This is a genomic window from Antarcticimicrobium luteum, from assembly GCF_004358185.1.
In the GTDB taxonomy this organism is placed as follows: Bacteria; Pseudomonadota; Alphaproteobacteria; order Rhodobacterales; family Rhodobacteraceae; genus Antarcticimicrobium; species Antarcticimicrobium luteum.
The window spans coordinates 1-21,692 of sequence record NZ_SMUV01000053.1 but is presented as its reverse complement, the minus strand read 5'-3'; the positions used below and the strand labels follow the sequence as shown (position 1 = coordinate 21,692).

The following is a 21,692-nucleotide window of genomic DNA, read 5'->3' as shown; positions in this document are numbered from 1 at the left end:
AGCAGAAGTCGAGAATGTCCCGATGAGCGAAATCGAATCCTATCTGGTCCCTTACGACCTCTTGTTTTTGCTCATCGCCTTCACACTGCTGCGCTTTGAGAACCAACGCTGGATACGCGCCATTGCACGGGGAAAAGTTGGCACAAGCCCAATTGTGCCGCTTTTCGTGAATGTTACCGGGCTGTTGGCACTTCTTGTACTCTTTGGCTTCTATGCGGTGATCATTTGGAAGGCGGGAATAGTCGTCGCCCTTGCCACCATCATCGCCAACACGCTGGCCACTATCATCTTTGGTTTTTTGATCAGCATCGTAGTCGGGGACAGTTTTTTCGTGTGGTTGCTCGCGACGTTGGCTCTATGGCCTACCGGCTGGTTTCTGGTCGGTTCCACCTATGAAAATTATCTAGGATAACTTGAACATGTCTGCCCTACACATCAAGAAAGGCGCGACCAAACATTCCGCCTACAACCTGCGCCCCAGCTTTTCCGACGTTCAGGAACGCCACACCCTGGCCGTTCTGGTCGAGAACGAGCCGGGCGTTCTGGCCCGCGTCATCGGGTTGTTCTCGGGGCGCGGCTATAACATCGAAAGCCTGACCGTGGCCGAGGTGGACCACACCGGCCACCGCTCGCGCATCACCATCGTCACCACCGGCACGCCGCAGGTGATCGAACAGATCAAGGCGCAGCTGGGCCGCATCGTGCCCGTGCACGAGGTCCACGACCTGACCGTCGAGGGCCCCTCGGTCGAGCGCGAGCTGGCCATGCTCAAGGTCGTCAGCGATGGTGAAAAACGGGTCGAGGCGCTGCGGCTGGCGGACATCTTCCGCGCCAACGTCGTGGACAGCACATTGGGAAGTTTCGTATTCGAGATCACCGGCGCCCCCGACAAGATCGACGCCTTCGCCGATCTGATGCGCCCGCTCGGGCTGGCCGAGATTGCCCGCACCGGCGTCGCCGCGCTGCTGCGCGGCGAATGACGCTCAACCCCGGTCCGTCGCGGAGGTTTCGTACCCGCGCCGGGCCGGCTCCGGCGCGACGAACCGGATGATTTTGGCCGCCGGCGGCCGCCCGGACAATTCAGATGCCGGAATTCCCTTAAGATTATCCGCCAGTCCCGTGAACACCCCTTCGGCCACCAGCCTGGGGTTGTGCGCATAGCGCATCTCGCAGCCGCTGGTCACCTCGAACTGGACCCAGTCGCCGGCATCCATCGACATCGGTTCCAGCGTGTCGGTCCGGCGAAAATAGGCAAGATCGCCGTGATCCTCGCACCAGATTACCGCCTTGCCCACCCGTGAGTCACACCAAAGTACAACACCAAACATGTTTCGTCCGGCTCCCGTTTTTGGTCATTGTCTTGATCTTGCGGTAAAACAACGCGCCCGCGACATGAAATAATCTGCGTCGGCCTTGCCGAATTTGTGTCGGATTCCGATTGACCTGACGCCAATTAGCGTCAAAAATTGTCCAGCCGCCACAGATGCAGAATCCAGACGCCGGATACTGTACTCTTCCGCTGGTCATCTGACCGGACCACCCCCTAACCGCACGCAAGATGGACGGGCATCGCCGATATGCAAAAACCCTCGCGCTCCCCCGCCGACCTGCGGAACATGTTCGGTGCCAACCTGCGGGTTCTGTCCCGGGCCTATCCCTCGATCTCGGACCTGTCGCGCCGCCTCGGGATCAATCGCACCCAGCTCAATCGGTATCTGTCCGGCGAAAGCTTTCCCCGTCCCGACGTTCTGGACCGGATCTGCAGCTTTTTCGGTGTCGATGCGCGGATCCTGCTGGAACCTGCCGAAACCCTCATCCAGTCGGCGCAGGTTCTGAACAGCCCGTTCCTGAGCGAATTTCTCGGCGGCGCCGCTCTGCGCATCCCCGAAGATATGTTTCCCAGCGGCTTCTACCGTTTTTCCCGGCGCAGTTTCACCGATAGCACGCGGTTCATCGTCGGACTTGTCTATATCTTCCGCAGCAACGATCTGACCTTCGTACGCGGGTTCGAGGCCAAGGAGGCGATGCGCCATCAGGGGCTGCCCAGCGATACCCGCGCGCGGGAATTCCGCGGCTATGTCACCCGCCAGGAGGACGGCATATCGCTGATCATCTCGCGCCACGATGCGATGACCTGCTCGTTCAACTACCTGTCGCGGGTTCCCTCCTTCGAGCATAATTTCTGGGTCGGCTACGTCACCCGCACCATGCCCGAGACCGTGACCGCGGCGCGGGTCACACGAATGGTCTACGAACATCTGGGCCGCGATCCGGGCACCGTGCTGGCGGCGGCGCGCACCGCCGGGTTCCACAGCGCCGATAACCTGCTGCCGTACCACAAACGCCTGTTGCAGATCGACGCGCCGTTCCGCTAGGCGCATCCGGCGACGGCTTTTGTCGTTTTGGGAAAACTCCTGTCGCTCCGGGGGCGGACGCAGGCCGGTAAAACGCGCTCGTCTGATCTCAGCAACAGGGAGAGACAGCCATGACCGCCAGGCCAACCGATCTCACCGATGTCCGGCGCCCCATCGCGCAGGCCAACGGCCTGCCCAACGCCCATTACACCGACGACACCGTCTTCGCCGAAGAGAACCAGGCGCTGCTGGCGCGCCAGTGGGCAGGTCTCGCCGTGGCCGCCGAGGTGCCCGAGGCGGGCGACGCCAGGCCGATCGCCTTTCTGGGCATGCCGCTGCTGCTGCTGCGCGACCGGCAGGGCCAGGTGCGGGTGTTCCAGAACATCTGCCGCCACCGCGGCATGATCCTGATCTCCGAGCCGCGCCGGATCGAGGGCGCGATCCGCTGCCCCTATCACTCCTGGTGCTATGGCACCGACGGGCGTCTGGTCTCGACCCCGCATGTGGGCGGGCCGGGGCAGAACACCCATGAAGGCATCGACAAATCCACCCTGGGCCTGGTCGAAGTGCGCAGCCATATCTGGCGCGACGTGGTCTGGGTCAACGTCAGCGGCGAGGCGCCCCCCTTCGAAGAGGTCCACGCCGACCTGATCGCCCGTTGGTCCGACTTCGATCTTCCGCTTTTCCACGGCGGGCCGGACAGCACCTTCGCGCTGGAGGTGCAGAGCAACTGGAAGCTCGCGGTGGAGAACTTCTGCGAAAGCTACCACCTGCCCTGGGTGCATCCCGGCCTCAACAGCTATTCCCGGCTGGAGGATCATTATCATATCGAGGCGCCGGGCCATTTCTCCGGGCAGGGCACGCAGGTCTACCGTCAGTTCACCGCCGGGGATGGCCGAAGGTTCCCCGATTTCGCCGGACTCGATCCGAAATGGGACACCGCGGCCGAATATGTCTCGGTCTTTCCCAATGTGCTGCTGGGCGTGCACCGGGACCATGCCTTTGCCATCGTGCTGCAGCCAGAGGCCCTCGACCGCACGGTCGAACGGGTGCACCTCTATTACCCCACGCCCGACACCGACGCCGATCTGCGCGCCGCCAATGCCACGCTGTGGAAGACCGTGTTCGAAGAGGACATCTTCGTGGTCGAGGGGATGCAGGCGGGCCGCCGCGCTCCGGGATTCGACGGCGGCCGGTTCTCACCGGCGATGGACGGGCCGACGCATCTTTTTCACGACTGGGTCGCGGCCCGGATCGAGGCCCATCGCGCCACCGGCAAGGCAGCGGAGTGAGCGATCTGGATACCCGTCTGCTCGACGCCCACGCGGCGGGCGACCACGCCGCGCTGGTGGCGCTTTATACCGAGGCCGCGGACAGGGCCGGGGACGACGCCCGCTACTTCTACCTTACCCATGCCTATGTCTACGCGCTGGAGGCGGGCCACGCGCTGGCCCCCGCCCTGCGCGCCCGGCTGGTCGCGGCAGGACGGGAGAGCGACGAATGAGGCCGGATCGATCGATCCCCCCTGCCCGCCCGGCGCCTTGGGCGCCAATCGGGCGACATCGCGTTTGTGCTCAAGCCACCTCCGGGCACGGCACGGCCTCTTCGGCCCCCACCATCCGCGCCTGGCGATAGACGTGCCAGCTGGCATGTCCCAGCAACGGCAGCACCACCAGCAAACCCAGGAACGCCGGCACCATCGCGGCAAAGGTCAGCCCCGCCACCAGGACGCCCCAGGCCAGCATCGGCACCGGGTTCTGCTGCACATAGGAAAAGCTGGTGATCATCGCGGTGACGAAATCCACCTCGCGGTCCAGCAGCAGCGGCAGCGCCAACACCGTGATCATGTAGAGCAGCAGCGCGAACATCGCCCCCACCAATGTGCCCACGCCCAGCATCTCGATCCCGTTCCAGCTCAGGAACACCTCGAGCGAGGAAGAGATATTGGTCATCGTCGACAGGCCCAGGAACAGCGCAAAGATCATGTGCCCCAGAAAGAACCAGAACAGGAACACCACCACGATGATGGCGCAGATCGACGGCAACTGCCGCCGGCTCTGATGCGCCACGACGCCCATGATTTCGCCCAGACGCCAGGATTCGCCATGCTCCAGCCGATGCGACACCTCGTATAGCCCCACCGCCGCGAACGGCCCGATCAGCGGAAAGCCGATCGCCGCCAGCACCAGCCAGAAGGTGGTGCCGGTGTACCAGGTGATCGCCATCATCGCCCAGCCGGCCAGTACGTAAAAGCTGGCGAACACCAGCCCGCAGGCCGGCGCGCGCCGCATGTCCCGCCAGCCACAGGCCAGCGCCTGCCGCAGCATAGCCCCGGTCATCGGCCGCAGCGGCGGCACCCCATACTCCTTGTCCATCCCTTTCGATCCTCCTCCCTTTGGATCTTGTTATATGTCCCGCTACATGGCGGGCGCCTTCTGCGGCCAGAGCGTCGCCTCGTGATAGGCGGCCCCGAGCGCCAGAAGTTTCGCATCGCTGCCGCGCGGACCAAAGATCTGCACCCCCGTCGGCAGCCCCTGCGCGCCGAAGCCCGCCGGCGCCGCCAGGCTGGGCAACCCCAGCAGGCTCACCGGCACCACCACCTCCATCCAGCGGTGATAGGTGTCCATCGCATGGCCCGCGATCGCGGTCGGATAGGGGATGTTCAGATCGAACGGCCAGACCTGCGCCACCGGCAGCACCAGCGCGTCGTACTCCTCGAACAGCGCGGCGGCGCGCCGGAACCAGTCCGAGCGCAGGACGCTGGCGCGATGCACCTCCATCGCGCTCAGCGCCAGACCGCGCTCGGCCTCCCACCGGGCGCTGTCCTTGAGCTTGTCACGCTGTTCGGGCTGAGCCATCACCTCGGCCAGGCCCGCCCCCACCTGCCAGGACCGCAGGGTGATCCAGCTGTCCCAGATCTTTTCGGCGGGGAACGGCGGCGCCAGCGCCTCGACGTGGCAGCCGATCTCCTCCAGGCTGCGCAGCGCGCCCTCGCAACACTCCAGTACGCCCGCCTCCATCGGATAGGCGCCGCCCCAGTCGCCCAGCCAGCCGATGCGCATTCCCTTGGGATCGCACGGTTCAAGCGGCGCGATGGGATCGTGGCGCATCCCGTGCGGCTGGCGCGGATCGGGGCCGGCGATCACGTCCAGCAGAATGGCTATATCCTGCGGGCTGCGCGCCATCGGCCCCAGCGTCGACAGCTGGTGCAGAAAGGTGTCGCCGACCGGCTCCGAGGGCACCAGCCCCCAGCTGGGCCGAAAACCGTAGACGTTGTTCCAGGCCGCCGGGTTGCGCAGGCTGCCCATCATGTCCGACCCGTCCGCCAGCGCCAGCATCCCGGTGGCCAACGCCACCGCCGCCCCGCCCGAGGAGCCGCCGCAGGTGCGCGCCGGATCATAGGGGTTCATCGTGGCACCATAGACCGGGTTGAAGGTATGCGAGCCCAGCCCGAACTCCGGCACGTTGGTCTTGCCGATAAAGATCGCGCCGGCCGCGCGCATCCGCGCCGCCATCAACTCGTCGCTCTTGGGGACAAAATCGGCCAGCAGCGGCGAGCCCTTGGTCGAGGGGATGCCGGCCACATCGGCAAGATCCTTGACCGCGATCGGCAGCCCGTGCAGCGGCCCGCGGCGCGGATCCGCATCGGCGGCGCGCGCGGCCTGCATCAGCGCATCCTCGTCCTGCAGCGCGACGATGGCGTTGACCTTTGGATTGACCTCGCTGATGCGCGCCAGCGTGGCGTGCATCAGCTCTTCGGCGGTAAGGCGTTTGGCGGCGAGATCGGCCAGAATCCGGCTGGCGCTTTGTCGGGTCAGGGTCATGAGGGGCCTGTATCATGGATGGGTTTGCGCCCAGCCTAGCCCCTGCTCCGGATCAAGCAAAGATATAGTTGTATGAATGTTTGGCCGCCGCCGCGTCTTTGCCCGGCGGCACCCCGTCAGCCTCCGATCAGGGCGCGATCAGCCGCCGTTCTGCGCCTCGGCGCGGCTCTTGCCGGCGGCGTTCATCGCCAGTGTGGCGGCCATGAACCCGTCAAGATCGCCGTCCAGCACCCCCTTGGTGTCCGAGGTCTCGTAATCGGTGCGCAAATCCTTGACCATCTGATAGGGCTGCAGGACGTAAGACCGGATCTGGTTGCCCCAGCCGGCGCTGCCCTTGCTTTCATGCGCCTCGCTGATGGCGGCGTTCCGCTTGTCGAGTTCAAGCTGATAGAGCCGCGATTTCAGCGCCTTCATGGCGATGTCGCGGTTCTGGTGCTGCGATTTCTCGGAACTGGTCACCACGATCCCGGTCGGATGGTGGGTGATCCGCACGGCGGAGTCCGTGGTGTTCACGTGCTGGCCGCCCGCGCCCGAAGAGCGGTAGGTATCGATGCGGATATCCGCCGGGTTCACCTCGATCTCGATATTGTCGTCGACCACCGGATAAACCCAGACACTGGCAAACGAGGTCTCGCGCGTCCCCTTGCCGAAGGGCGAGATGCGCACCAGCCGGTGCACGCCGCTTTCCGATTTCAGCCAGCCATAGGCATTGGGCCCCGAGATCTTGTAGGCGCAGGATTTGATACCGGCCTCGGCGCCCCCCTCCTCCGATTGCATCTCGACCTTGTAGCCGCGCTTTTCGGCCCAGCGCACATACATCCGCTGCAGCATCTGCGCCCAGTCGCAGGCCTCGGTGCCGCCGGCCCCGGCGTTGATTTCAAGGAAGGTGTCGTTGCCGTCGGCCTCGCCGTCCAGCAGCGCCTCAAGCTCTTTTTTCGCGGCCATGTCCCGCAGTGTCTTCAGCGCCGCCTCCGCCTCCGCGACGACCTCTTCGTCCTCTTCCATCTCTCCCAGTTCGATCAGCTCGACATTGTCGTTCAGATCGCGCTTGATGGTGTCATAGGTCTCCAGCGCGTCGACCAGCATCTGCCGCTCGCGCATCAGCTTCTGCGCCGCCTCCGGGTCGTTCCACAGGTTGGGGTCCTCGACCCTTGCGTTGAACTCCTCCAGCCGGTGCTGCGCGGTCTCATGGTTCATCCGCTGGGCCAACAGGTCCAGCGATTTCTCGATCTCGGCAACGGTGTTCTGCGTCTCGGCGCGCATGGGGGATCCTGCGATACTGCGTGAATTGAGTGAGCGTGATAGACCAGCCCCGAAGGGCGGGCAAGGTGGCGCAGGCGAAAACCCGCGGTCGCCGCAGGGCGCCAGCCCCTCGGCGCGGTCCGGCTATGCCCCCGGACCCGCTGCGAGGTCCAGGGACGGGAGCGCCAAATCGCCGGGCCTCAGTAGAGCCCGCCCGAGGTTACCGTGCCGAAATTCGCCTTGGGCCCGACCGTCGCGGTGCCACCGGACGAGGTGATCACCTGACGTCCGCCCCCGGTCACCTCCTCGAACAGCGGCAGGTTCGAGCCCATGGCAAAACCGCCGTCATAGGTCAGCCCAAAGATCGGCTCTTCGCCGTCGCGGAAATATTCGGCCGCCACATATTGCCCGCTGGCATCATCGGGCAGCCGGGCACCGGTATAGCGGTCGATCTTGATGAAGTGGCCGCCCGGCGGCACCTCGAACGGACCGCCACCGTATTTCTTGACCGCCTTTTCCATGAACGACTGGAACACCGGGCCGCACATCGAGGCGCCATAGGCCCCCCGCCCCAGCGGCCGCGGCCGGTCGTAACCAATGTAGCAGCCGGCGACGATATTGCTGGTAAAGCCGATGAACCAGACATCGCGCGCCTCGTTGGTGGTGCCGGTCTTGCCGGCGGTGGGCACCGGCAGGTTGACCGCGCCGCTGGCGGTGCCGCGCTCGACCACGCCGCGCATCATCGAGGTGAGCTGATAAGCGGTGATCGCATCCATCACCCGGCGCCGGTTCGAGACGATGCGCGGCGGCTGTCCGGGCGGCAGATCGGCCACGTCGCAATCGGCGCAGGCGCGGCGGTCGTGACGATAGATGGTCTTGCCGAACCGGTCCTGAATGCGGTCGACCAACGTCGGCTCGACCCGCTCGCCACCGTTGGCGAACATCGCATAGGCCGCAACCATCCGGTACAGCGTGGTCTCCTCCGAGCCCAGCGAGTTGGCCAGGTAGGGGCCCATCTCGTCGTAGACGCCAAAGCGTTCGGCATAGCTGGCCACGACCGGCATGCCGACCTCCTGCGCCAGACGGATGGTCATCAGGTTCCGGCTCATCTCGATCCCGGTGCGCAGCGGCGTCGGCCCGTAGAACTTGTTCGAGGAATTGCGCGGCCGCCACAGCCCCTGCGGCGTATCGATCTCGATCGGCGCGTCGACCACGATGGTGGCGGGCGAATAGCCGCTGTCGAGCGCCGCCGCATAGACAAAGGGTTTGAACGACGAGCCGGGCTGGCGCATCGCCTGGGTGGCCCGGTTGAACACCGAATCCTGATAGGAAAAGCCGCCCTGCATGGCGATCACACGGCCGGTGTTGACGTCCATCGCCATGAAACCGCCCTGCACCTCGGGCACCTGCCGCAGGCTCCAGCGGAGAAAGGCGCCGTCCTTGTCGGCGGTCATCCGGCGCACCAGCACCACGTCGCCAACCGCCAGCAGATCGCCGGCCGTCTTTGCCTTGCCGCTCAGCTTGCCGCTCTCCAGCTTCTTGCGCGCCCATTGCACGTCCTTGGCCGGAATCCAGTGCCCGTCTTCGTCCTCGTCCACGCCCTCGATGCCGATGCGGGCGTCGGTCTTGCCGACCTCCAGCACCACCGCCGGATACCACTGGTCGGGCAGCACCACATCGCGCGGCACCTCGATCTCGGCCAGCGCGGCGCGCCAGCTCTCCTCGCTGGTCAGCTTGTCGGCCGGAATCGTTGCGATCGCGCCATGCCACACGCCGCGTCCCCGGTCGTATTTCTCCAGTTCCTCGCGCAGCGACCTTGCCGCCTCGACCTGCATTTCGCGGTCGACGGTGGCGCGCACGGTGAAACCGCCGGTAAAGAACTCTCCCTCGCCGAAATCCTCGGTCAGCTGGCGGCGGATCTCGTCGGTGAAATAGTCGCGCGGCGGCAGCGCGGTGCGGAAGCCCTCGAAATCGCCGTTCTGCACCGAGCGCAGCGGCAGCGCCACCTCATGCTCGTACACCGCCTGGGTGATATAGCCGTTCTCTTTCATCTCGCGCAGCACATAGTCGCGGCGCTGGCGCAGCCGCGTCTTGTTGCGCACCGGATGGAAATCCGAGGGCGCCTTGGGCATCGAGGCAAGGAAGGCCGCCTCATGCGGCGTCAGGTCCGACAGCGTCTTGTTGAAATAGGTCTGCGCCGCCGCCGTCACGCCATAGGAGTTCTGGCCCAGGAAAATCTCGTTGAGATAGAGTTCGAGGATCCGCTCCTTGTCCAGCGTCTGCTCCAGCCGCGCGGCCAGGATGATTTCCTTGATCTTGCGCTCGATCTTGCGGTCGCCGGACAGCAGAAAGTTCTTCATCACCTGCTGGGTGATGGTCGAGGCGCCGCGCACGTTCTGCCCCCGCGAGCGAATCGCCTCGATCGCCGCCGCCGCGATGCCGCGTAGGTCATAACCCTTGTGCTGATAGAAGTTCTTGTCCTCGGCCGAGATAAAGGCCTGCTTGATCAGTTCGGGGATCTCGTCCGAGGGGGTGAAAAGCCGACGCTCCTGAGCGAATTCGTCGATCAGCTGCCCCTCACCGGAATAGATCCGGCTGATGGTTGGCGGGCGGTACTGCGCCAGCGCCTCATGGCTGGGCAGGTCGCGCGCATACATCCAGAACACGCCGCCGATGGACAGGGCCACCATGAAGATGCCCAGCGTGATCAGGCTGAAGATCGCCCCGAAGAAAGAGAAGATGAACCGAAGCACTGCAAAGCCTTTTCTCGCGCGGTCCCCTTATATAGGGAGACAGGGCGCGCGGGTCAAAACGGATACCGGCAGATTGATGCCGGTCCGGCGCCAGGCGCCGCACACGCGCCCGCTATCGGGCATCAAAGCGACAGGGTCAAGCACAGCGGGCCGACAGCCCGCCTGCCCCACCTACCCCTCGGCAGAGCCCTTCTCGTTCGCACGGCCCCACCAGGGCAGCTCCAGCCCCAGAAAGGCGCCGATCCGCTGCGGCGCGTCCGGATCGGCCAGATCGTATTCCAGAAAACCGGGATCGCCCGCGAACACCCTGCGGCAAAAGGCATAATGCCCCTCGATCCAGCGCAGCAACTCCTCCGGCGTCTTCCCGTATCCCGACGGCAGGCCCGGCACGTTCTGCTGCGGCAGCCGCGATTTGCCCAGGTTGGACCAGCCTAGCATGGATTTGACCAGCGCCTCCGGCTCCCGGTGGCTCAGCAGGAATTTCACCCCCGGATGATGCCGCCGGATCGCGTCGAGCAGCCCCCAGTCGGTCTGCGGCCACAGCGACAGCCCCTTTGAGGCCACGCTCATCTCGGTCACCGCGTCGAATTCATCCAGCAGCGCCAGCGGATCGCCGGTCTGATAATAGCCCTTGTAGATATGATCGCCGACAAAGCCGAACAGAATGTCCCGGTTCTGCGTCTGGCCCTTGCGGATTCGCCAGTCCGCCACCCTGAGCCCGGCATGTCCCAGCGCCAGGCCCAGCGTCGTGGTGCCCGATTTCGGCAGACCCAGATTGACGACCCGCAACCGTTCCATTCCCGCCCCCTATTGCCGCACCAGCGGACGCCGCGCCCGGTCCGTCTTGCGCCAGTTCTGCAGCCCGTTGCGGATGCCGCTGGCGATACCGGCGCGCCAGACCGGATTCTCCAGATTGCGCAGATCGCGCGGACTGGACAGAAACCCGACCTCGATCAGAACCGAGGGGATGTCGGCCGCCTTGAGCACCGAGAACGCCGCCGAGCGTTTCGGCCGCCGGTTCATCGGCCCGCCCATGTTGGTCATCCCCGAGATCAGCGCGCTGGCCAGCGCCTCGGTGCGCGGCCGGGTCTCCTGCCGGGCGAGGTCGAGCATGATGTCGGTCACCTGGTCGTCCGCCGCGCTCAGATCCACGCCCGACAACAGGTTGGCCCGGTCATGCCGTTCGGCCAGCAGCGCGCTGGCGGTGTCCGAGGCATCCCTGGCCAGCACATAGACCGTGGCGCCATGGGCGAGCCCCTCGGACAGCGAATCCGCATGCAGCGACAGGAACACCTCGGCGCCGGCCAGATGCGCCAGCGCCACCCGCCGCTCCAGCGACACAAAGCGGTCGTCGTCGCGGGTCATCACCACCTCGAACCCGCCCGAGCGCAGCAACACCTCGCGCAGCTCGCGCGCCAGCGTCAGCATCAGATCCTTTTCGGTGGCGCTGCCCACCTCGGCCCCCGGATCGATGCCGCCATGACCGGGATCGATCGCCACCACCAGCGGCGCGTCCGGATCCCGGACCGCCGGGTCCGGCAGGGGCGCCGGCTCGGGCAGATCCCAGCGCGGATCATAGGGCGGGCCGGCCGCCGCCGCAAAGGCCTCGGCCGACACCGGCCTGAGGTGCAGCGACAGATGCGCCGCCGAGGTCTCCGGGTCGATCTCCAGCCCCGCACGCGCCACCGCCATCGGAGCGGCCAGTTCCAGCACCATGCGCGACCAGCCCGGCACATAGGCGCCGAACTGCACCTGCCGGATGCGGTCGGTCCGCAGGAAATCGCCGGACCTCAGCCCGCTCCAGTCCACCTCCTGGAAATCCAGCACCAGCCGCGGCGGTGCGTCGAGCGTGAACAGCCGGTAGGGCACCCCCTGGCTGAGATGCAGATCGACGAAGACATCGCGGCGGCCTGCCTCGGTGATCCGGCTCTGGCCCACGTCGATGCGCGCGCGCCCGGAAAACTCCTGCGCGGACGCCGTCCCCGCCAGGCACCACATCGCGGCCAAAATCGTCAAAACCCTGCCAATCACACGCACCGCCCGCCATCCTCTCGGTCCCGCGGCCTCGTCCCGGGCCGCTTGCGCGCAGGATAGCCCAGCGGACCGGGCTTGGAAATGTCGGATTTCCGAAGGCATGACAGGCAAGGATCGGGGCGCCCGCCCCGCCATGCCGGCCTCTGATCGAACCGGGGGCGGGCGGGGAAACAGGATGCGCGGCTCTCGCCCTAGCCGCGCTCTGTCATGAACCGCGCCAGCCGCGCCAGCCCCTCTTCGATATCCGCCGTCGAACGGGCATAGGAGAACCGCAGCGTCGTCGCCCCGCGCGCGGGATCGAAATCCAGCCCCGGCGTCACCGCCACCCCGGCCTTGTCCAGGATCTCGGCGGCAAAGGCGCGGCTGTCCCCGGTCAGATCCGACACATCGGCATAGACATAGAACGCCCCGTCCGGCGGCGCGATCCGGTCGAATCCCGCTTTCGGAAGCCCCTCGAGCATCAGCGCCCGGTTGCGGCGGTAGACCTCGAGATTGGCCTGCAGCTCGTCGTCGCAGTCCATCGCCGCCAGCGCCGCCACCTGGCTGGCATGGGGGGCGCAGATGAACATGTTCTGCGCGATCCGCTCCAGCACCCGCACGTGATCCTCGGGCACCACCAGCCAGCCGACACGCCAGCCGGTCATCGAGAAATACTTGGAGAAGGAGTTGATCACATAGACGTCGTCGCTGATCTCCAGCGCCGTCACCGCCTTCTTCTCGTATTCCAGCCCGTGATAGATCTCGTCGCTGATGAACGCGGCCCCCTGCCCCTGCGCCGCCCCGATCAGCGCGCCGAGCGCATCGCGGTCCAGCATGGTGCCGGTCGGGTTGGCCGGCGAGGCCACCATCAGCCCGGCCAGATCCATCCCCGCGAAATCCTCCGCCACCGGCTGATAACGGTGTTCAGGCGCGGTGGGCAGGTCCACCGGCACCATCCCCAGCGCCTTCAGGATCTGCCGGTAGGACGGGTATCCGGGCGCGCCGATCCCCACCCTGTCGCCGGTGTCGAACAGCGCGGTAAAGGCCAGGATGAAGCCGCCGGAAGAGCCCGGCGTGATCACCACCCGCTCCGGGTTCAGATCGACATCGTACCACTCGCCATAAAGCCGCGCGATCCGCTGGCGCAGCGCCGGCAGCCCCAGCGCCACGGTATAGCCCAAGGCGTCCTGATCCAGTGCGGTCTTCAGCGCCTCTGTCGCCGCCTTCGGCGCGCCGGTGCTGGGCTGGCCCACCTCCATGTGGATGATGTGGCGGCCAGCCTCCTCGGCCTTGCGGGCGGCCTCCATAACGTCCATCACAATGAAGGGATCGACCCGGGATCGGGTTGAGTTTCGCATGATCAGCTCCCATGGTTGTGGCATGGCTATTGACCGTTTCTCCCGGCTGGCGTCAATCCCGGCCCTGACGATCTGCGCGCTGATCGGCACGTTGATCGGGGGGATCATGGCCCGGCCCGCCGCCGCGCTGACGCTGCTGCGCGACGCCGACATCGAACACGGGTTGACCGAACTTGCCTTTCCGATCCTGCGCGCCGCCGGGCTGAACGCCGCGCGGGTGCGGGTGCTGGTGGTCGAGGACAGCAGTTTCAACGCCTTCGTCGTCGATCACAACACCATCTTTCTGCATTCCGGCCTGATCGAAAAGGTCGGAAGCGCCCGCATGTTGCAGGCCGTGATCGCCCATGAGGCCGCCCATATCGCCAACGGCCATATCGCCCGGCGCATCGGCAACCTGCACAGCGCCCGCAACGCGGCGGGCCTCGGCGCGGTGCTGGGAATCATCGCGGCGGCGGCGGGCGGCGGCCAGGCGGCCGGCGGCATCGCCATCGGCACCCAGAGCGCGGCCTACCGCACGTTCCTGTCGCACACCCGCGCCGAAGAGGCCTCGGCCGACCGCTCGGCGGCCAGCTTTCTGGCCTGGTCGGGCATCGACCCGCGCGGGCTGCTGGAACTGCACCACGCCTTCGAGGGGCAGGAACTGCTCAGCCTCGCCAATCAGGATCCCTACATGCGCTCGCACCCGCTGACCCGCGACCGCATCCGCGCCGCCGAGGATTATGTCGCGGCCCAGGGCGACCGGATCCCGCCCGATCCGAACCACGACTACTGGTTCGCCCGGGTCCGCGGCAAGCTGTCGGCCTTTGCCCGCGCGCCGGCCTGGACCCTGCGCCGCGCGCCGGAGGAGGCGCATCGCGACATCCGCCTGATGCGCGAGGCGGTCGCCTGGCACCGCCAGGCCGACCGCGCCCGGGCGCTGGCCCGGATCGACGCCGCGATCGCCCTGCGCCCGGAGGATCCCTATTATTACGATCTCAAGGGCCAGATCCTGATGGAGAACCGCCGTTGGTCCGAGGCCGCTGCCGCCTGTGAAAAGGCGGTGGACCTGGCACCGCGCGATGCGTTGATCCTTGGCGGGCTGGGCCGCGCGCAACTGGCCGACGGCCAGCTCAAAGCCGGGCTGGACACGCTGGAAAAGGCGCGTGCCCGCGATTTCCGCGATGCAAGGGTGCTGCGCGACCTGGCGCTCGCCTATGCCCGCGACAACCAGCCCGGCATGGCCGCGCTGCTGACCGCCGAGCGCTATGCGCTGGCGGGTCAACTGGCGGACGCCGGCATCCACGCCCGCCGCGCCGTGATCCGGCTGCCGCGCGGTTCGCCACCTTGGCAACGCGCCCAAGATGTGCTGTCTGCTTCTGAAAAACACCAAACAAGGAACTGATGATGATCCGATTTGCCGCCCCGGCTCTGACCGCGCTCGCCCTTCTGGCCGGCCCGGCCCAGGCGTTCGACCTGACCCAGATGACCGAGACCGAGCGCGCCGCCTTCCGCGACGAGGTGCGCTCCTACCTGATGGACAACCCCGAGGTCATCCTTGAGGCGGTCCAGCTCCTCGAGGAGCGGCAGGCCAATGCCGAGGCCCAGGCCGACCTGGACATGATCCAGACCAATGCCGACGCCATCTTCAACGACGGCTTTTCCTGGGTCGGCGGCAATCCCGACGGCGACATCACGCTGGTGGAGTTCATGGATTACCGCTGCGGCTATTGCCGCAAGGCGGTGCCGGAAATCGCCCAGCTGCTGGAGCAGGACGGCAATATCCGCTTTATCGTCAAGGAATTCCCGATCCTGGGCGACGCTTCGATGGTTTCTTCGCGCTTTGCCGTGGCGACCAAACAGGTGGCCGGCGACGACGCCTACGGCCAGGTGCACGACGCGCTGATGGAGCTTCAGGGCGACCCGAGCGAGGTTGTGCTGCGCCGCCTGGCCGAGGGGCTGGGGCTGGACGCCGATGCGATCCTGGCCCGCATGGACAGCGACGAGGTGACCAGTGAAATTGCCAAGACCCGCGCCCTGGCTCAGGCGCTGCGGATCTCCGGCACCCCCACCTTCGTGCTGCAGGACGAGATGCTGCGCGGCTATCTGCCGGTCGATCAGATGGTGGCGATCGTGGCGGAAAAGCGCGACGCCAACTAAAGGCAGCGCCCCGGAAGGAACGGACAGGCGCGTCGCTCCGGCGGCGCGCTTTTTCAATCCTCAATGCCCATCCCGCAGGCTCGGTTCAAGGCCCGGCACGGGACAGCGCCCGCTCGCGGGCAGGCGCCGCTTCGCCGTGCAAGCGTTGCCTTTGGCCGCTGCCACATCGGGCGTGCCTCTGGGCGCCGCAGTTGCGCAAGCATCGCCCTCGCGGGCGATCTCTCGGGCAGTGCGGCCGCTGTCCTGCCGCGCGACACAAAACGCCCGCCCCGGTTTCCCGGGACGGGCGCACAAGGGGGCGGGCCGTTGGCCGGCCCGCGACACTCCCCCAAGCTCTTAGTTCAGCGCCTTGTCGGTGATCGCGTGGGTCCAGGCGCCCTCGGGCGTCTTGGTGATCACCGGGTCCGAGCCACCGTTCAGCAGCGTCTGCACCGTGCGCTCGTAGTCGGCCGGGTCCAGCGCGCCGTTCGAGCCTGCGGTCAGCTTGGCGACCTCGCCCATCATCCGCTTCTGGTGCTTTTCGGTCTGGGCGCCGCTGGCGTCATTGTCCAGAACGATCATCGCCGCCTCGTCGGGGTTCTCTTCCGCGTACTTCCAGCCCTTCATCGAGGCCCGCACAAAGCGCACCATCTTGTCGGTGAATGCCGGATCGGCCAGATTCTCTTCCAGAACGTACAGACCATCCTCCAGCGTCGCGACGCCCTGATCCTCGTACTTGAAGGTGATCAGCTCATCGGGGCTGACGCCCGCGTCGATCACCTGCCAGTATTCGTTGTAGGTCATGGTCGAGATGCAGTCGGCCTGACGCTGCAGCAGCGGATCGACGTTGAAGCCCTGCTTGAGCACCTCGACGCCGGTTTCGCTCTTGCCGTCGGTGGAAATGCCCAGATGGCTCATCCAGCTCATGAACGGAAACTCATTGCCGAAGAACCACACGCCCAGCGTCCGGTTGACCAGGTCCATCGGTTTCTCGATGCCGGCATCCTTCCAGCAGGTCAGCATCATGCCCGAGCTCTTGTAGGGCTGGGCGATGTTCACCAGCGGCAGCCCCTTTTCGCGCGCCGCCAGCGCCGAGGGCATCCAGTCGATCATCACGTCGGCGCCGCCGCCGGCGATCACCTGGGTCGGTGCGATGTCGGGGCCGCCCGGCAGGATCGTCACGTCCAGATCCTCTTCGCCGTAGAACCCCTTGTCCTGCGCCACATAGTAGCCCGCGAACTGGGCCTGGGTGACCCATTTGAGCTGCAGCTTGACCGCATCGGCGGCCAGTGCCCCGGTGGCAGTCAGTGCGAGGGCGGCCAGCGCCCCACCAAGTAGCTTTTTCATCGTCTTACTCTCCTTGTTGAACTTCGTTCCTGATCTTCATTCTTTTTCGCGCCCCGTTGCCCGGGGTCTTCTTTGCTATCCTGTCAGCTCCGTTGTGACGGATGCCAGAAGGTCACCGCCTTCTCGATCATCGCCACCGCCCCGTAGAAGGCGGTTCCGGCCAGCGCCGCGACCACGATCTCGGCCCAGACCATGTCCAGCGACAGCTGCCCGACGCTGGTCGAAATGCGGAATCCCATGCCCAGGGTGGGCGAGCCGAAGAACTCGGCCACGATGGCCCCGATCAGCGCCAGCGTCGAGGAAATCTTGAGCCCGTTGAAGATGAACGGCATCGCCGCCGGCAGCCGCAGCTTGAAAAAACTCTGCCAGTAGCCGGCCGCATAGGTCCGCATCAGATCGCGCTGCATCGCACTGGTCTGCGTCAGCCCCGCCACCGTGTTCACCAGCATCGGAAAGAACACCATGACGACAACCACCGCCGCCTTGGACTGCCAGTCGAAGCCGAACCACATCACCAGGATCGGCGCGGTGCCGACAATCGGCAGGGCGGCGACGAAATTGCCCACCGGCAACAGCCCGCGCCGCAGGAAATCGCTGCGGTCGATCAGCACCGCCGTCAGCACCGCCGCGCCGCAGCCCATGACATAGCCCGACAGCGCCCCCTTGACGAAGGTCTGCGCGAAATCGGCCCAGAGCGTCGGCAGGCTGGTGGCAAAGCGCGCCGCGATCAACGTGGGCGCCGGCAGGATCACCATCGACACCCCCAGTCCCCGCACCAGCAGTTCCCACATCACCAGAATGGTGACGCCGAAGATCACCGGCACCGCCAGCTTGCCCGCACGGGTCCGCGCCGCCGGACCGCTGGCCAGCCGCATGTTCACCCAGATGCCGAACGCCCAAAGAACGAAAGCCAGAACAACCAAGGTCATCACGACATCCCCATCCGTTTGAGCGTGGCGCGCTCGATCAGGCCCAGCAGCCCCACCAGCAGCCCGGCCAGGATCGCCGCGCCGAACAGCGCCGACCAGATCTGCACCGTCTGCCCGTAATAGCTGCCCGCCAGCAGCCGCGCGCCCAGGCCGGCCACCGCCCCGGTCGGCAGTTCGCCCACGATCGCGCCCACCAGCGAGGCGGCGATGCCGATCTTGAGCGAGGCAAAGAGATAGGGCATCGAGGCCGGCAGCCGCAGCTTCCAGAACCCCTGGTTCGTGTTCGCGTTATAGGTCTTCAGCAGATCGAGCTGCATCGCGTCGGGGCTGCGCAGCCCCTTGACCATGCCGACCACGACCGGAAAGAAACTCAGATAGGCCGAGATGATCGCCTTGGGCAGGATCCCCTGCACCCCCACCGAGTAGAGCACCACGATGATCATCGGCGCCAGCGCAATGATCGGGATGGTCTGGCTGACGATGGCCCAGGGCATCACCGACATGTCCATCACCCGCGAATGGACGATGCCGACCGCCAGCAGAATGCCCAGCCCGGTGCCGATGGCGAACCCCAGCAGCGTCGCGCTCAGCGTCACCCAGCCGTGATAGACCAGGCTGCGTTTCGAGGTGATCTTCTTCATCACCGTGGTGTTCCACAGCTCGGTCACCACCTGATGCGGCGCCGGCAGCCGTGGCCGCTCCTGCGCCCAGGTGGCGGGAATGGCAAAACTGTTGCCTGCCACCAGGCCAAAGGCGCTCATGTCGCGCCGCGCCGGGGCGCCCTCGGGCACCACCTGCGCGCCGCCTCGTTCCAGTTCGGTCAGCACGCCCTTGATGTTCATCGGCGCGCAGGCGGCGTACCACAGAACGACGATGGCGGCGACCACGGTCAGCACGGCCAGAAGCGATCTCATCACACCCCTCCCCGGCTCGCTGCGCCGCACCACGGGGTTCGCATCCGATCAATCGTCATAGGAATGCCCCGCCCGCAGCCCTTCGCGCACCCGGTGCGCGATCTCGATGAATTCCGGCGTGTCGCGGATCTCCAGCGGCCGCTCTTTCGGCAGCGGGCTTTCGATCACGTCGGTGATCCGGCCCGGACGCGGGCTCATCACCACGATCCTGGTCGAGAGATACACCGCCTCGGGGATCGAGTGGGTGACAAAGCCGATGGTCTTGTTGGTCCGCGCCCAGAGCTGCAACAGCTGCTCGTTCAGATGGTCGCGCACGATCTCGTCCAGCGCGCCGAACGGTTCGTCCATCAGCAGGATGTCGGCGTCGAAGGCCAGCGCGCGGGCAATGCTGGCCCGCTGCTGCATCCCGCCCGACAACTGCCAGGGGTATTTTTCTCCAAAGCCTTCCAGATCGACCAGCTGCAGGACATCCTTCACCCGCTCTTCCTGCCTGGCGCGGCTGTAGCCCATGATCTCCAGCGGCAGCCTGATGTTCTTGGCGATGGTCCGCCAGGGGTAAAGCCCGGCGGCCTGGAACACATAGCCATAGGCGCGGTTGCGCCGCGCCTCGTCCGGCGTCATCCCGTTCACCGTGATGGTGCCGCCGGTCGGCTGCTCCAGCGCCGCCATCACCCGCAGAAACGTCGTCTTGCCGCAGCCCGACGGACCGATGAAGCTGACGAAATCGCCCTTGTCGATGGTCAGGTTGACATCTTTCAGCGCCTGCACCGGCCCGTCATTGGTCTGGAACGTCAGGTCGAGCCCGCGCGCCTCGACAACGGGTTGTGCGGCATCCCGGGCGGCGGCGGTCTGGTTCATTGTTTCGTTATTCATTATATCGCCTTGATAAGATGGGAGTTTCGGGCCGCCTGATGGGACGGCCCGCCCCCGGATTACACACCCGTCGCCGGAATTCCGCTGCGCTCGACCGGGCGCGGCGCTGTCAGCTCCTTCCAGGTGCTCAGCGCCTTGTTCACCACCATGTTCGGCTCGCGCTCGACGAACTTGCCGTGGCCCTCCTGGGTGCGGATCTCGCCGTCATGCACGGCGACCTGGCCGCGGGTCAGGGTAAAGCGCGGCAGCCCCTTCACCTTCTTGCCCTCGAACACGTTATAGTCGATCGCCGATTGCTGCGAGGTGGCCGAAATGGTCTTTTCCTTCTCCGGATCCCACACCACGAGATCGGCGTCGGCGCCCACCAGAACCGCGCCCTTCTTCGGATAGCAGTTCAGGATTTTCGCGATATTGGTTGAGGTTACGGCGACAAATTCATTCATCGTCAGCCGCCCGGTCGCCACCCCATAGGTCCACAGCATCGGCATCCGGTCCTCAAGCCCCCCGGTGCCGTTGGGGATCTTGGTGAAATCGCCCACCCCATAGCGTTTCTGATCGGTGGTAAAGGCGCAATGGTCGGTCGCCACCACGGACAACGTGCCCGATTGCAGCCCGGCCCACAGGCTGTCCTGATGGCTCTTGTTGCGGAACGGCGGGCTCATCACCCGGCGCGCGGCATGATCCCAGTCGGCATTGAAATACTCAGATTCGTCCAGCGTCAGATGCTGGATCAGCGGCTCGCCCCAGACCCGCTTGCCGGCCATCTTGGCCCGCCGGATCGCCTCATGGCTTTCCTCGCAACTGGTATGCACCACATAAAGCGGCACCCCGGCCATATCGGCGATCATGATGGCGCGGTTGGTCGCCTCGCCCTCGACCTGCGGCGGGCGGGAATAGGCATGCGCCTCGGGGCCGGTATTGCCCTCGGCCAGCAGTTTGGCGCTGAGTTCGGCCACCACGTCGCCGTTCTCGGCATGCACCATGGCGATGCCGCCCAGCTCGGCCAGGCGGTTGAAGCTGGCGTAAAGCTCGTCATCGTTTACCATCAGCGCGCCCTTGTAGGCCAGGAAATGCTTGAAGGTGTTGATGCCGCGGGTCTCGATCACGGTCTTCATGTCGTCAAAGACCTGCTCGCCCCACCAGGTCACCGCCATGTGAAAGGAATAGTCGCAATTGGCGCGGGTCGACTTGTTGTCCCAGCGCTTCAGCGCGTCCAGCAGGCTCTCGCCCGGATTGGGCAGGGCGAAATCCACCACCATCGTGGTGCCCCCGGCAAGACCGGCACGGGTGCCGCTCTCGAAATCGTCACTGGAATAGGTGCCCATGAACGGCATCTCAAGATGGGTATGCGGATCGATCCCGCCCGGCATCACGTAACAGCCGGTCGCGTCCAGCACCTCATCGCCCTTCAGGCCCTGGCCGATCTCGGTGATCACCCCATCCTCGATCAGCACATCCGCCTTATAGGTCAGATCGGCGGTCACGATGGTGCCGTTCTTGATCACTTTGCTCATCTTCATACTCCCTTTTCTGTTCTTGTCAGACCGAGGCGTAACACCCGATCGCATCCCCATGCACGCCGATGTCCAGCGGTCCGAAATCGCTCTCGACGCAGAGCGAGAAATACCCTGCGCTCGGCAGGTAGATCACCCGGTAACAGCCATCCCCGCGCGTCACCGACCAGCATTTCTGGGTGATCCCGCCGGAGAAGTTCACCGTCACCGGACGCGGCTCGCGCAGGTTCGCCTTGAACGCCTCGACGGTCATCCGCCCGGCCCGATCGCCCACCGGATAGGCGGCGATCTCAACGGCGATCAGCGCCTCGATCTGTCTCCGTACCGCTGGGTCCGCCTTGCTCATCGCCATTTTCCCGGGCGCCCGCCCCTTTTTCTGGCCTCAAATATTCCGGGGGAGCCGCCGCAGGCGTCGGGGGCAGAGCCCCCGAACCGCCCGGCTCACTCCACGATCCC

At 65.8% G+C, this 21,692-nt stretch carries 21 protein-coding genes; 7 read left to right on the top strand and 14 right to left on the bottom strand.

Features of this window, described 5'->3' with window-relative positions:
* The first annotated feature begins 22 nt into the window (after positions 1-22).
* On the top strand, positions 23-412 hold the full coding sequence (locus E1832_RS05205) for a hypothetical protein (protein WP_133358675.1): 390 nt from the start codon (positions 23-25) through the stop codon (positions 410-412).
* Positions 413-419: 7 nt separating this feature from the next.
* Complete coding sequence (gene ilvN / locus E1832_RS05200; RefSeq protein ID WP_133358674.1) at positions 420-980, top strand: acetolactate synthase small subunit; 561 nt, start codon at positions 420-422, stop codon at positions 978-980.
* Positions 981-983: 3 nt separating this feature from the next.
* On the opposite strand, the gene E1832_RS05195 is transcribed toward ilvN, so the two are convergent.
* A complete protein-coding gene (locus E1832_RS05195; RefSeq protein WP_206021004.1) occupies positions 984-1,220 on the bottom strand; it encodes a hypothetical protein in 237 nt (78 codons plus the stop codon).
* 357 nt (positions 1,221-1,577) lie between these two features.
* Here E1832_RS05195 and E1832_RS05190 point away from each other — a divergent pair, with 357 nt between their 5' ends.
* From E1832_RS05190 to E1832_RS05180, 3 genes are all read left to right on the top strand, one after another.
* Positions 1,578-2,375 (top strand): helix-turn-helix domain-containing protein, encoded by a 798-nt coding sequence (locus tag E1832_RS05190; protein WP_206021003.1) that lies wholly within the window; start codon positions 1,578-1,580, stop codon positions 2,373-2,375.
* 110 nt (positions 2,376-2,485) lie between these two features.
* Complete coding sequence (locus E1832_RS05185) at positions 2,486-3,646, top strand: aromatic ring-hydroxylating oxygenase subunit alpha (RefSeq protein ID WP_133358671.1); 1,161 nt, start codon at positions 2,486-2,488, stop codon at positions 3,644-3,646.
* Positions 3,643-3,858, top strand: a complete 216-nt coding sequence (locus tag E1832_RS05180; protein ID WP_133358670.1) for a hypothetical protein — start codon at positions 3,643-3,645, stop codon at positions 3,856-3,858. The genes E1832_RS05185 and E1832_RS05180 overlap by 4 nt, the downstream gene beginning before the upstream one ends.
* A 70-nt stretch (positions 3,859-3,928) precedes the next feature.
* Here E1832_RS05180 and E1832_RS05175 read toward each other — a convergent pair whose 3' ends face one another.
* The 7 genes from E1832_RS05175 to E1832_RS05145 form a co-directional block, all read right to left on the bottom strand.
* A complete protein-coding gene (locus E1832_RS05175) occupies positions 3,929-4,729 on the bottom strand; it encodes a DUF2189 domain-containing protein (protein WP_133358669.1) in 801 nt (266 codons plus the stop codon).
* 42 nt (positions 4,730-4,771) lie between these two features.
* Positions 4,772-6,178: an amidase gene (locus E1832_RS05170; RefSeq protein WP_133358668.1), complete on the bottom strand. Its 1,407-nt coding sequence runs from the start codon at positions 6,176-6,178 to the stop codon at positions 4,772-4,774.
* 138 nt (positions 6,179-6,316) lie between these two features.
* Positions 6,317-7,441 carry a peptide chain release factor 2 gene (gene prfB / locus E1832_RS05165; protein WP_133358667.1) on the bottom strand — a complete coding sequence of 375 codons (1,125 nt, stop codon included), beginning with the start codon at positions 7,439-7,441 and terminating at the stop codon, positions 6,317-6,319.
* 179 nt (positions 7,442-7,620) lie between these two features.
* Complete coding sequence (locus E1832_RS05160; protein WP_133358666.1) at positions 7,621-10,173, bottom strand: penicillin-binding protein 1A; 2,553 nt, start codon at positions 10,171-10,173, stop codon at positions 7,621-7,623.
* A 171-nt stretch (positions 10,174-10,344) separates the two neighbouring features.
* On the bottom strand, positions 10,345-10,971 hold the full coding sequence (locus tag E1832_RS05155) for a sulfotransferase (RefSeq protein ID WP_133358665.1): 627 nt from the start codon (positions 10,969-10,971) through the stop codon (positions 10,345-10,347).
* Positions 10,972-10,980: 9 nt separating this feature from the next.
* Entirely contained in the window at positions 10,981-12,201 is a 1,221-nt protein-coding gene (locus tag E1832_RS05150; protein ID WP_425358962.1) for an N-acetylmuramoyl-L-alanine amidase, read from the bottom strand.
* 197 nt (positions 12,202-12,398) lie between these two features.
* Positions 12,399-13,544 carry a pyridoxal phosphate-dependent aminotransferase gene (locus tag E1832_RS05145; RefSeq protein ID WP_133358725.1) on the bottom strand — a complete coding sequence of 382 codons (1,146 nt, stop codon included), beginning with the start codon at positions 13,542-13,544 and terminating at the stop codon, positions 12,399-12,401.
* Positions 13,545-13,566: 22 nt separating this feature from the next.
* On the opposite strand from E1832_RS05145, the gene E1832_RS05140 reads away from it, so the two are divergent.
* Complete coding sequence (locus E1832_RS05140) at positions 13,567-14,925, top strand: M48 family metalloprotease (RefSeq protein WP_245513838.1); 1,359 nt, start codon at positions 13,567-13,569, stop codon at positions 14,923-14,925.
* Entirely contained in the window at positions 14,925-15,680 is a 756-nt protein-coding gene (locus E1832_RS05135) for a DsbA family protein (RefSeq protein WP_133358663.1), read from the top strand. The genes E1832_RS05140 and E1832_RS05135 overlap by 1 nt, the downstream gene beginning before the upstream one ends.
* 336 nt (positions 15,681-16,016) lie before the next feature.
* Here E1832_RS05135 and E1832_RS05130 read toward each other — a convergent pair whose 3' ends face one another.
* From E1832_RS05130 to E1832_RS05105, 6 genes are all read right to left on the bottom strand, one after another.
* The gene (locus tag E1832_RS05130) at positions 16,017-17,006 is read right to left on the bottom strand and encodes an ABC transporter substrate-binding protein (RefSeq protein ID WP_133358662.1); all 990 of its coding nucleotides are present in this window, start codon (positions 17,004-17,006) and stop codon (positions 16,017-16,019) included.
* A gap of 83 nt (positions 17,007-17,089) precedes the next feature.
* Positions 17,090-17,935 (bottom strand): ABC transporter permease, encoded by an 846-nt coding sequence (locus E1832_RS05125; protein ID WP_133358661.1) that lies wholly within the window; start codon positions 17,933-17,935, stop codon positions 17,090-17,092.
* Positions 17,935-18,849, bottom strand: a complete 915-nt coding sequence (locus E1832_RS05120) for an ABC transporter permease (protein WP_133358660.1) — start codon at positions 18,847-18,849, stop codon at positions 17,935-17,937. The genes E1832_RS05125 and E1832_RS05120 overlap by 1 nt, the downstream gene beginning before the upstream one ends.
* A gap of 48 nt (positions 18,850-18,897) precedes the next feature.
* Positions 18,898-19,722, bottom strand: coding sequence for an ABC transporter ATP-binding protein (locus E1832_RS05115; protein ID WP_133358659.1), 825 nt, complete (start codon positions 19,720-19,722; stop codon positions 18,898-18,900).
* Between the two features lie 59 nt (positions 19,723-19,781).
* Positions 19,782-21,236, bottom strand: coding sequence for a dihydropyrimidinase (gene hydA, locus E1832_RS05110; RefSeq protein ID WP_133358658.1), 1,455 nt, complete (start codon positions 21,234-21,236; stop codon positions 19,782-19,784).
* 25 nt (positions 21,237-21,261) lie between these two features.
* Positions 21,262-21,582 carry a hypothetical protein gene (locus tag E1832_RS05105; RefSeq protein ID WP_133358657.1) on the bottom strand — a complete coding sequence of 107 codons (321 nt, stop codon included), beginning with the start codon at positions 21,580-21,582 and terminating at the stop codon, positions 21,262-21,264.
* Positions 21,583-21,692 lie beyond the last annotated feature (110 nt).

Coding starts and splice junctions, on each gene's coding strand:
- E1832_RS05195 (WP_206021004.1), bottom strand. CDS start 1,220: ATGTCGATGGATGCCGGCGACTGGGTCCAGTTCGAGGTGACCAGCGGC.
- prfB (WP_133358667.1), bottom strand. CDS start 7,441: ATGCGCGCCGAGACGCAGAACACCGTTGCCGAGATCGAGAAATCGCTG.
- E1832_RS05135 (WP_133358663.1), top strand. CDS start 14,925: ATGATGATCCGATTTGCCGCCCCGGCTCTGACCGCGCTCGCCCTTCTG.
- E1832_RS05145 (WP_133358725.1), bottom strand. CDS start 13,544: ATGCGAAACTCAACCCGATCCCGGGTCGATCCCTTCATTGTGATGGAC.
- E1832_RS05105 (WP_133358657.1), bottom strand. CDS start 21,582: ATGAGCAAGGCGGACCCAGCGGTACGGAGACAGATCGAGGCGCTGATC.
- E1832_RS05140 (WP_245513838.1), top strand. CDS start 13,567: ATGGCTATTGACCGTTTCTCCCGGCTGGCGTCAATCCCGGCCCTGACG.
- hydA (WP_133358658.1), bottom strand. CDS start 21,236: ATGAGCAAAGTGATCAAGAACGGCACCATCGTGACCGCCGATCTGACC.
- E1832_RS05175 (WP_133358669.1), bottom strand. CDS start 4,729: ATGGACAAGGAGTATGGGGTGCCGCCGCTGCGGCCGATGACCGGGGCT.
- E1832_RS05190 (WP_206021003.1), top strand. CDS start 1,578: ATGCAAAAACCCTCGCGCTCCCCCGCCGACCTGCGGAACATGTTCGGT.
- E1832_RS05120 (WP_133358660.1), bottom strand. CDS start 18,849: ATGAGATCGCTTCTGGCCGTGCTGACCGTGGTCGCCGCCATCGTCGTT.
- E1832_RS05170 (WP_133358668.1), bottom strand. CDS start 6,178: ATGACCCTGACCCGACAAAGCGCCAGCCGGATTCTGGCCGATCTCGCC.
- E1832_RS05185 (WP_133358671.1), top strand. CDS start 2,486: ATGACCGCCAGGCCAACCGATCTCACCGATGTCCGGCGCCCCATCGCG.
- E1832_RS05130 (WP_133358662.1), bottom strand. CDS start 17,006: ATGAAAAAGCTACTTGGTGGGGCGCTGGCCGCCCTCGCACTGACTGCC.
- E1832_RS05115 (WP_133358659.1), bottom strand. CDS start 19,722: ATGAATAACGAAACAATGAACCAGACCGCCGCCGCCCGGGATGCCGCA.
- E1832_RS05205 (WP_133358675.1), top strand. CDS start 23: ATGAGCGAAATCGAATCCTATCTGGTCCCTTACGACCTCTTGTTTTTG.
- E1832_RS05155 (WP_133358665.1), bottom strand. CDS start 10,971: ATGGAACGGTTGCGGGTCGTCAATCTGGGTCTGCCGAAATCGGGCACC.
- E1832_RS05125 (WP_133358661.1), bottom strand. CDS start 17,935: ATGACCTTGGTTGTTCTGGCTTTCGTTCTTTGGGCGTTCGGCATCTGG.
- ilvN (WP_133358674.1), top strand. CDS start 420: ATGTCTGCCCTACACATCAAGAAAGGCGCGACCAAACATTCCGCCTAC.